The 12,054-nt window shown below is 73.1% G+C and carries 10 protein-coding genes; 9 read left to right on the top strand and 1 reads right to left on the bottom strand.

Features of this window, described 5'->3' with window-relative positions:
• The first annotated feature begins 14 nt into the window (after nt 1-14).
• The 8 genes from DV701_RS01740 to DV701_RS01775 all read left to right on the top strand — a co-directional run bounded on the left by DV701_RS01740 (nt 15) and on the right by DV701_RS01775 (nt 9,042).
• Complete coding sequence (locus DV701_RS01740; protein WP_114926816.1) at nt 15-839, top strand: TrmH family RNA methyltransferase; 825 nt, start codon at nt 15-17, stop codon at nt 837-839.
• Nucleotides 840-952: 113 nt separating this feature from the next.
• Nucleotides 953-2,047: a phenylalanine--tRNA ligase subunit alpha gene (gene pheS / locus DV701_RS01745; protein ID WP_114926817.1), complete on the top strand. Its 1,095-nt coding sequence runs from the start codon at nt 953-955 to the stop codon at nt 2,045-2,047.
• The gene (gene pheT, locus DV701_RS01750; RefSeq protein WP_114926818.1) at nt 2,047-4,587 is read left to right on the top strand and encodes a phenylalanine--tRNA ligase subunit beta; all 2,541 of its coding nucleotides are present in this window, start codon (nt 2,047-2,049) and stop codon (nt 4,585-4,587) included. The genes pheS and pheT overlap by 1 nt, the downstream gene beginning before the upstream one ends.
• Nucleotides 4,588-4,598: 11 nt before the next feature.
• Nucleotides 4,599-5,372 carry an SDR family NAD(P)-dependent oxidoreductase gene (locus tag DV701_RS01755; RefSeq protein WP_114930573.1) on the top strand — a complete coding sequence of 258 codons (774 nt, stop codon included), beginning with the start codon at nt 4,599-4,601 and terminating at the stop codon, nt 5,370-5,372.
• Between the two features lie 4 nt (nt 5,373-5,376).
• Complete coding sequence (locus tag DV701_RS01760) at nt 5,377-6,306, top strand: aminoglycoside phosphotransferase family protein (RefSeq protein WP_114926819.1); 930 nt, start codon at nt 5,377-5,379, stop codon at nt 6,304-6,306.
• 100 nt (nt 6,307-6,406) lie between these two features.
• Nucleotides 6,407-6,925: an arginine repressor gene (gene argR / locus DV701_RS01765; protein ID WP_407669335.1), complete on the top strand. Its 519-nt coding sequence runs from the start codon at nt 6,407-6,409 to the stop codon at nt 6,923-6,925.
• 12 nt (nt 6,926-6,937) lie between these two features.
• A complete protein-coding gene (gene argH / locus DV701_RS01770; RefSeq protein WP_114926821.1) occupies nt 6,938-8,359 on the top strand; it encodes an argininosuccinate lyase in 1,422 nt (473 codons plus the stop codon).
• A gap of 2 nt (nt 8,360-8,361) precedes the next feature.
• Complete coding sequence (locus tag DV701_RS01775; protein WP_114926822.1) at nt 8,362-9,042, top strand: DNA-3-methyladenine glycosylase; 681 nt, start codon at nt 8,362-8,364, stop codon at nt 9,040-9,042.
• Between the two features lie 21 nt (nt 9,043-9,063).
• On the opposite strand, the gene DV701_RS01780 is transcribed toward DV701_RS01775, so the two are convergent.
• The gene (locus DV701_RS01780) at nt 9,064-10,275 is read right to left on the bottom strand and encodes an IS110 family RNA-guided transposase (protein ID WP_114930575.1); all 1,212 of its coding nucleotides are present in this window, start codon (nt 10,273-10,275) and stop codon (nt 9,064-9,066) included.
• A gap of 316 nt (nt 10,276-10,591) precedes the next feature.
• Here DV701_RS01780 and tyrS point away from each other — a divergent pair, with 316 nt between their 5' ends.
• Nucleotides 10,592-11,854: a tyrosine--tRNA ligase gene (gene tyrS / locus DV701_RS01785; RefSeq protein ID WP_114926823.1), complete on the top strand. Its 1,263-nt coding sequence runs from the start codon at nt 10,592-10,594 to the stop codon at nt 11,852-11,854.
• Nucleotides 11,855-12,054 lie beyond the last annotated feature (200 nt).

Below are 12,054 nucleotides of genomic sequence, written 5' to 3' on the forward strand. Positions count from 1 at the left end.
CGACGCCCCGGCGCATGACCGCCGACCGCCCCCCGCTGCTGAGCAACCCTCGCAGCGAACGGGTCCGGCTGGTCGCCGCGCTGGGGCGTCGTGCTGCCCGTGACAAGCAGGGCCTCTTCCTGGTGGAGGGCCCGCAGGCCGTCCGCGAGATGCTCCGGTATGCCGTGCACGCCGCCGAGGTCGTCTACCTCACCCCGGCGGCGGCGCGACGGCATACCGAGATCGTGGCCGCCGCCCGGGAGGGTGGCGTGCGGACCCAGGAGTGCACCGACCAGGTGCTGGCCGCGCTCGCCGACACCGAGCACCCCCAGGGGGTGGTCGCCGTCGCCCGGCCGGTCGACGTCCCGCTCGCGCAGGCGCTGGACGCCGTGGCGGCCGACGGGTTCGCGGTGGTGCTGACGCACGTCCGGGACCCCGGCAACGCCGGGACCGTCCTGCGGGGAGCAGACGCGTTCGGGGCCTCCGCGGTGCTCGTCAGCGCCGCCTCGGTCGACGTGCACAACCCCAAGGTGGTGCGCTCGACCGTCGGCTCGCTGTTCCACCTCCCGGTGAGCACCGGCACACCGGTCCCCGAGCTGCTGGGTGCCTGCCGGGAGCGCGGCATCCGGCTGCTGGCCGCCGACGGCGCAGGATCCACGACGCTGCCCGAGGTCGACCTCACCGGGCCGCACGCCTGGGTCATGGGCAACGAGGCCTGGGGCCTGGACCCGGGGGTGCTCGCGCTGTGCGACGAGGTCGTCTCGATCCCGATCCAGCGGGCGGAGTCGCTCAACCTGGCGATGGCCGCCACCGTGTGCCTGCACGCGTCCGGGGCGGTGCGCGCGGAGCGCCGCTCGTGACCTCGCTCCTGGCGCAGGTCGGCGGGCGCGGCCGACGGCGGACCGTCCGCGGCACCGGCACGGACGGCAATCCCCGTCGTGGGCACCGGCCACCGTTGCCTAGACTTGCGCAGGTGTCCGGACCCAACACCAACTACGACCCCGTCGAGGTCGCCGCCCTGGAGCCGCAGGCCATCGAGGCCGACGTGGCCGTCGCCCTGACCGCGATCGCCGCCGCCACCTCCCTCGAAGAGCTGAAGTCGGCGCGCCTGGCCCACGCCGGCGAGAAGTCCCCGCTGGCGCTGGCCAACCGCGAGATCGGCGCGCTGCCGCCCAGCGCCAGGGCCGAGGCGGGCAAGCGCGTCGGGCAGGCCAGGGGTCGCGTCAACCAGGCCCTCGCCGCCCGCCAGGGCGAGCTGGAGGCCGAGCGCGACGAGCGGATCCTCGTCGAGGAGGCGATGGACCTCACGGCCGTGCCCGCCCGTCGGCCGCTGGGCAGGCGCCACCTGCTCTCCGTCACCGCCGAGCGGATGGCCGACGCCATGGTCGCCCTGGGGTGGGAGATCGCCGAGGGCCCGCAGGTCGAGGCCGAGTGGTTCAACTTCGACGCGCTCAACTTCGACAAGGACCACCCCGCCCGGCAGATGCAGGACACCTTCTTCGTCGAGCCGGCCGACGCGGGCCTGGTCCTGCGCACCCACACCTCCCCGGTGCAGGCGAGGGCGCTGATCGAGCGCGGGGTGCCGCTCTACGTCGCGGTGCCCGGGCGGACCTTCCGCACCGACGAGCTCGACGCCACGCACACGCCGGTCTTCGCCCAGCTCGAGGGCCTGGCGGTCGACGAGGGCCTCACGATGGCCCACCTCAAGGGCACCCTGGACCGGCTCGCCGAGGCGATGTTCGGCCCCGGCATCACCAGCCGGCTGCGCCCCTCCTTCTTCCCCTTCACCGAGCCCAGCGCAGAGATGGACTTCCGCTGCTTCGTCTGCCACGGCGAGGACCCCGACTGCCGCACCTGCGGCGGGACCGGCTGGATCGAATGGGGCGGCTGCGGCATGGTCAACCAGAACGTGCTGCGCGCCTGCGGCGTCGACCCGGACCGTTACCAGGGCTTCGCCTTCGGGATGGGCATCGAGCGCACCGCCATGCTGCGCAACACGGTGGCCGACATGCGCGAGCTGATCGAGGGCGACGTGCGCTTCAACGCGCAGTTCGGGATGGAGGGCTGATGCGCATTCCTCTGGACTGGCTCGGCGAGTACGTCGCCCTGCCCGACGGCGTGACCGGCGAGCAGGTCGCCGCCGACCTCGTGGCGGTGGGCCTGGAGGAGGAGGGCCTGCACACCAGCGGCGTGGGCAGGCCGCTCGTCGTCGGCCGCGTGCTGGAGAAGCACCCCGAGCCGCAGAAGAACGGCAGGACCATCAACTGGTGCCAGGTCGACGTGGGTGCCGCCAACGGCACCGGCGAGCCGCAGGGCATCGTCTGCGGCGCGCACAACTTCGAGGTCGGCGACCTCGTCGCGGTGATCCTGCCCGGCGGCGTGCTGCCCACCCCGCACGGGCCGGTGACCATCTCGGCCCGCAAGACCTACGGGCACGTCTCCGCGGGGATGATCTGCTCGGTCCGCGAGCTCGGCATCGGCGACGACCACGAGGGCATCATCGTGCTGCCCCGGCTGCTGGGCGACGAGCGCGTCGTCGAGCTCGGGCTCACGCCCGGCGACGACCTCGTCCCCGTCCTGGGCCTGGACCGCGAGGTCGTCGAGGTCAACGTCACCCCGGACCGCGGCTACTGCTTCAGCATGCGCGGCGTCGCCCGCGAGTACTCCCACTCGACGGGAGCCGCCTACACCGACCCCGCCTCGCTGCCCGTGGACCCCGCGACCGGCGACGGGTATGAGGTGCGCCTCGCCGACGGCGCGCCGCTGCTCGGCGTGCCGGGCTGCGACCGCTACGTCGCCCGCGTCGTCCGCGACATCGACCTCACGCGCACCACACCGGAGTGGATGGCCCGGCGCCTGACGGAGGCCGGGATGCGCCCGATCGGGCTGGCCGTCGACGTCACCAACTACGTCATGCTCGCCCTCGGGCAGCCCCTGCACGCCTTCGACCTGGACACCCTGGACGGGCCGATCGTGGTGCGCCGGGCGCAGGCGGGCGAGACCCTGAAGACCCTCGACGACGTGGTCCGCACCCTCGACCCCGAGGACCTGCTCATCACCGACTCGGGCACCCGGATCCTGGCGCTCGCAGGCGTCATGGGCGGCGAGGACGGCGAGGTCACCCCCGGCCGGACGACGGAGGTCCTGGTCGAGTCGGCCCACTTCGACCACCGCACCGTGGCCCGGACCTCGCGCCGGCACAGGCTGAGCAGCGAGGCCTCCAAGCGCTTCGAGCGAGGCGTGGACCCCGAGGTCGCGGCGGCCGCCGCCCAGCTGGCCGTCGACCTGCTCGTCGAGCACGGTGGCGGCACCGCCGACCCGCACATCACCGACGTCGACGAGCACCGGCCCGCCGGGCCGATCACCCTCGACCTGGGGATGCCGACCCGCTACGTGGGCGTCGACTACGCCCCCGGGCGGGTGCGCGAGATCCTCACGATGATCGGCTGCGGCCTTGAGGACGTGTCCGACGGCGCGGTCTCGGTGCAGCCCCCCAGCTGGCGGCCCGACCTGACCGACGCGGCCACGCTGGTCGAGGAGGTCGCGCGGATCGACGGCTACGACAAGATCCCCTCCGTGGTGCCACGCGCCGTCGGCGGCCGGGGACTCACCCACGCCCAGCGCAGCCGCCGGCTCGTCGCCCGGGCGCTCGCCGGCGCCGGGCTCCAGGAGGTGCAGACCTACCCGTTCGTCGGCCCCGAGCAGTTCGACGACCTCCGGCTGCCCGCGGACGACCCGCGGCGCACCGCCGTGCGGCTGGCCAACCCGCTGTCGGACGCGGCACCGTTCATGCGCACCGAGCTGCTCCAGACGCTGCCGGCCACGTTGCGCCGCAATCTCTCCCGCGGCGCCCACGACGTAGCCCTCTTCGAGGTCGACACCGTCACCCTCCCGTCTCCCGGGCTCAAGGCGCCCGTGCCCGACGTGGGACAGCGCCCCGAGGACCAGGTCCTCGAGAAGATCAAGGAGGCCGTCCCGGACCAGCCCTGGCACGTGGGGCTCGTCGCTGCGGGTCAGGTCGACCGGACCGGCTGGTGGGGCGGCGGCCGCCAGGTCGACGTCACCGACGTGGTCGGCTGGGCGCACACCGTGTGCGACGCCCTCGGCGTGAGCGTCCAGCGGCGACCGGCCGAGCGGATGCCCTTCCACCCGGGGCGCTGCGTCGAGCTGGTGCTGGAGCACGGTGCGAGCGTGGGCTGGGTCGGCGAGCTGCACCCCAAGGTGCTCCAGTCCCTGGGACTGCCCGGACGGACCGCCGCCGCGGAGCTCGACCTCGACGTGCTGGTCGCCGCCTCCGACCACCGGATCGTGGCGACCCCGTTGTCCACGCAGCCGATGGCGGCCTCGGACGTCGCCCTCGTGGTCGCCCGGTCTGTGCGCTATGCCGACGTCGAGGCCTCGGTGCGCGCCGGCGCGGGCGACCTGCTGGAGTCGATCGAGCTCTTCGACGTCTACACCGGCGACCAGATCGAGGACGACCAGCAGTCGCTGGCCTTCCGGATGCACTTCCGCGCGGCCGACCGGACCCTGACCACCGAGGAGGTCAACGCGGCGCGCGACGCGGCGGTCGCCAGGGCGGCGGAGCACCACGGGGCGGTGCAGCGGTGAACGCGGACGGCATGGGCGGCGCGCGCGTCGCCCTGGTCACCGGAGCCTCCCGGGGCATCGGCGACCACCTGGTGCGCGCGCTGCTGGAGGCCGGGTGGGCCGTCGTCGGGCTCTCCCGATCGGGCCAGGTCGCCGACGGGGCCGAGGGGATGCCGTGCGACGTCACCGACGCGGCCGCGGTCGAGCGTGCGGTCGCCGACGTGGTGGGCAGCCACGGCCGGATCGACCTGCTCGTCAACAACGCCGGCCTGATCGAGACCGAGCGGCCGCTGTGGGAGGCCGACGTCGAGGAGTGGTGGCAGGTGATGGTCACCAACGTGCGCGGACCGTTCCTGCTGACGCGGGCCGTCGTGCCGCACATGATCGCCGCCGGCGGCGGGCGGATCATCAACCTCAACTCCGGGTCGGGCACGCGGGAGAGCGACGTGCTCACGGCCTACCACGCGTCCAAGTCCGCCCTCGCCCGGCTGACCGGGGGAGTGGCGCTGGCCGGCGCCGAGCACGGCGTGCGGGCCTTCGACATGGCGCCCGGCGTGGTCGAGTCGGACATGACCCGCTCGATGGAGCTGCACCGCGGCCGCACCGAGTGGACAGACCCCCAGGACGTCACGGAGCTCGCGCTGGCCATCGCCGGCGGCGAGCTCGACGGCTTCACCGGCCGTTTCTTGCGCGCCGGCACCGACGACCTCGACGAGCTGCGCGAGCGCTCCCGGGCAGGCCTGGGCGAGGGTGAGCGGATGCTGCGGCTACGGCCCTGGGGCGACGACGACCCTGTTGCGGGCTGATCCGGTGTACGGCGTCCGACTCGCCTGGGGGGACCTGCCGCCGGACCTGCGCTCCTGGGTCGGGGACGTCCTCGGCGGTCCGGTCGTCACCGCGGTCTCCCAGCCGGGCGGCTTCTCGCCCGGCACGGCCGACCGCGTCGTCACGGCCTCGGGCCGTCGCGCCTTCGTCAAGGCCGTCAGCCCGGCCCAGAACCCCGGCACCCCTGCCCTGCACCGCCGCGAGGCCGCCGTGCTCCGCACGCTCACCGGCCTGGCCGAGGTCCCGCAGCTGATCGACGCCTACGACGACGGGGACTGGGTCGCCCTGGTCGTCGAGGACGTCGAGGGAGCTCACCCGAGCATCCCCTGGACCGACGAGGAGCTGCGCGCCAGCCTCACGTCGCTGACGCGCCTGGCGGGCCGGGCTGCGCCGACGACGTGGCCGGCCCTCGAGGAGGAGCTGGTCGGTGAGCTCGGAGCCTGGGCCCGGATCCGGCAAGCAGGTCCGGCCACGGTCGGCACGCCTCTCGACCCCTGGGTCGCCGACCGCCTCGACGAGCTCGTGGACCTGTCCGCCCGGACGCTCCCGCGGCTGCGGGGTGAGGCGATCTCCCACACCGACGTGCGCGCCGACAACCTCCTGGTCACCCCGGACGGGAGCGTGCGGGTGGTGGACTGGCCGTGGGCCTCCCGCGGTGCCGCGTGGGCCGACGCGGTGATGCTCCTCGTCAACGTGCGCTGGGGCGGCGGTCTCGACGTCCGTCCCCACCTGGGCACGGTGCTCGACCTCGGTGCGACGCACGAGGACGTGCTCGGCCTGGTCGCGGGCCTCGGCGGGTTCTGCACGGAGGCGGGCGGTCGGGCTCCCGAGCCCGGGCTGCCCACCCTGAGGCAGTTCCAGCGGGAGCAGGCTCGGGCGTGCCTCCTGCTGCTGCGGGACCTCTGGGACGGGTGAGCCGCGCCCGCACCGGCGCCCCGCCGGAGGGTGCTGGCACCCTCGTCGGCGTCGGGCGAGCGGTGCGGATAGTCATGCACAGATCTGTATACTCACACCGGTGACCAGCATTCCGATGACGCGTGCGGCCCGCCACCAGCGGATCTCCGACCTGCTCGAGCGGCACGCCGTGGGATCGCAGGGACAGCTGCTCGACCTGCTGTCCGAGGACGGGATCTCGGTCACCCAGGCCACCCTGTCGCGCGACCTGGTCGACCTCGGCGCGGTCAAGGTCCGCCGGAGCCGGCAGCTGGTGTATGCGGTGCCGGCGGAGGGCGGCGACACGACCCCTCGTCCCGCCCAGGACGCCGGCGAGGTCTCCTCACGCCTCGTGCGCCTGCTCCAGGAGCTGCTCGTCAGCGCGCGGGCGGTCGGCAACCAGGTGGTCCTGCGCACACCCCCGGGTGCGGCGCAGTTCCTCGCCGCCGCGATCGACCGCAACGACGACCCGGAGATCCTGGGCACCATCGCCGGCGACGACACGATCCTGGTCATCACCACGGCGCCCGACGGGGGCCCCGCCACGGCGCACCGGCTGCTCTCGCTGGCGGACGACGCCGAGCCGCGGGACCAGGACTGAGAAGATGACCCCATGACTGTGAGCCTGTGGGGCGGCCGTTTCGCCGGCGGCCCGAGCGACGCGCTGGCCGCGTTGAGCAAGAGCACGCACTTCGACTGGCGTCTGGCGCCCTACGACCTGGCCGGGTCGCGCGCCCACGCCCGGGTCCTGCACCGGGCCGGGCTGCTCTCCGAGGAGCACCTGGAGACGATGCTCGACGGCCTGCGCGGGCTCGGCGAGGACGTCCGCTCCGGCGACTTCGTGCCGGCCGACGGCGACGAGGACGTGCACACCGCGCTGGAGCGCGGCCTGCTGGAGCGGATCGGCCCGGAGGTGGGCGGCCGGCTGCGGGCCGGCCGCTCGCGCAACGACCAGGTGGCCACCCTGTTCCGGATGTACCTGCGCGACCAGGCCAGGCTGATCTCCGGCAAGGTCCTCGACGTCGTGCAGGCGCTCGTGGATCAGGCGGCGCGCCACCCCGGGACCGCCATGCCGGGCCGTACGCACCTGCAGCACGCGCAGCCGGTGCTCCTCGCCCACCACCTGCAGGCGCACGCCTGGGCACTGCTGCGCGACGTGGACCGCTGGACCGACTGGGACAGGCGGGCCTCGGTCTCGCCGTACGGCTCGGGGGCCCTCGCCGGCTCCTCGCTCGGCCTGGACCCAGCCTCGGTCGCGCACGACCTGGGGATGAGCGCGCCCGTCGAGAACTCCATCGACGGCACCGCCTCCCGGGACTTCGCCGCGGAATTCTCCTTCGTCGCGGCGATGGTCGGGATCGACCTGTCCCGGCTCGCCGAGGAGGTCATCCTCTGGGCGACCGCGGAGTTCGGGTTCGTCACCCTCGACGACGCCTTCTCGACCGGATCCAGCATCATGCCGCAGAAGAAGAACCCTGACGTCGCCGAGCTGGCGAGGGGCAAGGCCGGCCGCCTGGTCGGGGACCTCGCCGGCCTGCTCGCCTCGCTCAAGGGGCTGCCGCTGGCCTACAACCGGGACCTGCAGGAGGACAAGGAGCCGGTCTTCGACGCCGTCGACACCCTCGAGGTCCTCCTGCCGGCCGTCTCGGGGATGGTCGCCACCCTCACCTTCCACACAGACCGGCTCGAGGAGCTGGCCCCGCAGGGCTTCTCACTGGCCACCGACGTCGCTGAGTGGCTCGTGCGCGAGGGCGTGCCCTTCCGCGTCGCCCACGAGGTCGCGGGGGAGTGCGTGCGCGTCTGCGAGTCGCGGGGGATCGGACTGGAGGACCTCGGCGACGAGGACCTGCGCGCCATCAGCGTGCACCTCCACCCGGGGGTTCGCTCGGTCCTCACCGTCCCCGGCTCGATCGCCTCGCGCGACGCCCACGGCGGCACCGCCCCGGTGCGCGTGGCCGAGCAGCGTGCCCACCTGCTGCACGAGGTCGCCGCGCGCCGGCACTGGGTGGAGACCATGCCGCTGGTGCGGGACTAGGGGTGGCGCGGCTCCGACGCGTCCGGCGCGAGCTGCTCGGCGGACCGGTCCTCGACGTCGCCCCAGCGCTGCTCGGCGGGCACCTCACCGCGCACGGCGTCACCGTGCGGCTGACCGAGGTCGAGGCCTACGCGGGCACCCGCGACCCCGGCTCGCACGCCTTCCGCGGACCTACCCCGCGCACCGAGGTGATGTTCGGGCCCCCCGGGTACCTCTACGTCTACTTCTCCTACGGGATGCACTGGTGCTGCAACGTGGTGTGCGGCCCGGACGGGGAGGCCAGCGCGGTCCTGCTCCGCGCCGGCGAGATCGTCGACGGCGTGGAGCTCGCCCGCTCGCGGCGCGACGCCGGCCGGAGCCGGCCGCACCCGGCCAGGGACCTCGCCCGCGGCCCGGCGCGGCTCGCCTCCGCACTCGCCCTGGACCGCGACGAGCACGGGGCGGACCTGCTCGACCCCGACGGGCCCGTGTCCCTCCGCGTCGTCGACGGTGCCGACCTGCGGGTGTCCCGGGGACCGCGCGTGGGGGTGTCGGGTGAGGGAGGTGACCCGGACCGCTACCCGTGGCGGTTCTGGCTCGACGGTGAGCCGACGGTGTCGACCTACCGGCCGGCCGTGCGCCGCCGCAGGAGCGGCACGGACGGACGGACCGGCGCGACCGGACCGGGCACCGGCCGCACGTAGATATCCCAGGGGTCTAACTTGTCAAGCGGCGGCGTGGTGACGGTGTGCCCAGGCGGTGTGCTCGTCGTAGGGCGTGCCGTGTTTGAGGCAGCCGTGCAGGATCCCGATCCATCGGTTGCCCAGGGCGCGTAGGGCTTCGTGGTGCTCGTAGTCGGCGGCGCGGCGTTCGTCGTAGTAGGCGCGGGCGCCGGGGCTGCCGGTCAGGGAGCAGAAGGCCCACTGGTCGACCGCGTCGTAGAGGCGCTTGTTGCGCACGTACCGGGCCAGCACGATCTTCTTCTTGCCCGAGGCCTTGGTGATGGGTGAGGTGCCGGCGTAGTTCCTGCGAGACTTGGCGTCAGCGAAGCGTTCGGGGTCGTCCCCGAGCTCGCCGAGCACCCGGGCGCCGAGGACGTCACTCAGGCCTGGCAGCGAGAGGTAGATGTCGGCGTCCGGGTGCTGCTCAAAAGACTGTTCCAGCTGGGTCTCGAGGTCGGCGATCTGGGTGTTGAACGCGACCAGCAGCCCGACGAGGGCCTTGGTGCTCGCGGCGTAGGCCTCGACGACCGGGGCCGGAGCGGCCAGCTGCTCGGTTCGTAGCCCTTCCTGGATCCGTTCGGCGGTGGCGTCCAGGTAGCGGCGACGCCCGCCGGCGCGCAGCGCGGCCTTGATCTGGGACAGGGTCAACTTCGCCCCGGTGAGCGGGTCGGGTGCTCGGCCGAGGACGGCCAGGGCGTCGCGGTGGTCCAGGTCCTCGAACGCGACGAGGGCGGCGGGATAGTACTCGCGCAGCGCGCTGCGCAGCCGGTTGGTCTCCCGGGAACGGGACCAGACGAGGTTCTGGTGCGCCCGGGCGATGACCTTGACGCCCTCCACCTGCGCGCTGTCCCCGGCGACGAGCCGGTGGTTGTGCGCATCGGTGCGGACCAGGTCGGCCAGCATCTTGGCGTCGCCGGCGTCGGACTTGGCACCGCTGACATGGTGCCGGTCCCGGTACCGCGCGGCGGCCTTGGGGTTGATCGCGTGGACCTGGTACCCCGCTGCGACCAGCGCGTTGACCCACAGTCCCCGATCGGTCTCGATCCCGACGCGCACCTGCGCGGGGTCCTCGGCGTGCGCACCGAGGAAGGCGTGCAGGGCCGTGACGCCCTCGATGCCCTCCCCGAACCTCTTGGCCGCGAGCTTCTTGCCCGCCTCGTCCATCACGTAGACGTCGTGGTGATCCTCTGCCCAGTCGTTGCCGACGAAGATCACTGCCACCACCTCCTGCACTCGTCGGTATGTCCTTCTCTGGTGAGCCGAGACCGCCCCGGTAGCGACCTAATGGATCAGTGCCCACCCACGAACCGAGAGGGGCACGACATCCCAGTAGCACTCAACGGGCGACCTACCCGCGGGCCGGGACACGATCTACGTATAGAGGTTCACATGCGACCTCAGGCTGAGAGCGGTGTTCACCGGTCGACGGCTCGGCCCCAGCCTCCCACCCGAGACTGCCTCGGAGTAGGTGGCTGCACTCCCATTAGGCTGGGGCGCCACGCCACATACCCGACCCGGAAGGACCCGTACCGTGACGAACATCCTCGACGAGCTGCAGTGGCGCGGACTGGTGGCGCAGACCACCGACCTGGACGCGCTTCGCGCGGCGCTGGACGAGGGCCCGGTCACGCTCTACTGCGGATTCGACCCCACGGCCGCGTCGCTCCACTTCGGCAACCTGGTGCAGCTGATCGTGCTGCGTCACTTCCAGCGTGCGGGGCACCGGGTCCTGGCACTGGTCGGTGGGTCGACCGGACTCATCGGGGACCCCAGGCCGACCTCCGAGCGAGCCCTGAAGACCCGGGAGCTCACCGCCGAGTACGTCGAGCGGATCCGTCAGCAGGTCGCCCCGTTCCTCGACCTCGACGGGGACAACCCCGCTCTGCTCGTCAACAACCTCGACTGGACGGCGCCGATGAGCGCCCTGGACTTCCTGCGTGACGTCGGCAAGCACTTCAGGGTCAACCAGATGATCAAGAAGGACGCCATCGCGGCCCGGCTGGAGAGTCAGGAGGGCATCTCCTACACCGAGTTCAGCTACCAGCTGCTCCAGGGGATGGACTTCCTGCACCTCTACCGGGAGTACGGCTGCAGCCTGCAGACAGGCGGTCAGGACCAGTGGGGGAACCTCACCGCGGGCGTGGACCTGATCCACCGGGCAGAGGGGGGCACGGCCCACGTCCTCACCACGCCGCTGGTGACGGACGAGGCGGGGGAGAAGTACGGCAAGTCGGCCGGCAACGCGGTCTGGCTGGCTGCGGACATGACCAGTCCGTACGCCTTCTACCAGTACTGGATCAACGTCGCCGACTCCGAGACAGGCAAGCTGCTGCGGATCTTCACCGACCGCTCGCAGGAGGAGATCGCCGAGCTGGAGCTGGCCGCGGTCGAGCGACCCCATCTCCGGGAGGCCCAGCGGGCGCTGGCGGCGGAGGTCACCACCCTGGTCCACGGAGCCGCCGCGACCGAGCAGGTCGAGGCCGCAAGCGGGGTCCTCTTCGGCAGGGGCGACCCCGCCACGATCGACGCGCGCACCCTTGCGGACGCGACCAGGGAGCTGCCGGGCGCCCACGTCACCCCCGGCACAGACGTGCTGCAGGCACTCGTGGAGACCGGCCTGGCCGACAGCCGGGGAGCGGCCCGCCGGCTCGTGGTCGAGGGTGGCGTCAGCATCAACAACGTCAAGGTCAACGACGTGGAGCGCACGCTCGACGCGGCGGACTTCCTGCACGGGGCGGTCGCCCTGCTCCGACGCGGCCGGCGCAACCTCGCAGCGGCGCGGAACGCTGGCTGACCTGCGGATTTGTAGACCGGCCGAACCTCGTCTAGTGTTGTCCCTCGCCAGCCGACAGGGAGGCACGGACACCGGAAGGTGGCCGGTCCCGGGCAGGCGATCGACCTCCGGATCCCACCCGCACAGCGTGCGGGACCACGGATTTGACTCCGGTCCGACGAGGAAGATAACCTAGTCCAGCCCCCAAGACCTGGGCGCGA

Origin of the sequence: Ornithinimicrobium avium (assembly GCF_003351765.1) — a bacterium.
Taxonomy (GTDB): Bacteria; Actinomycetota; Actinomycetes; order Actinomycetales; family Dermatophilaceae; genus Ornithinicoccus; species Ornithinicoccus avius.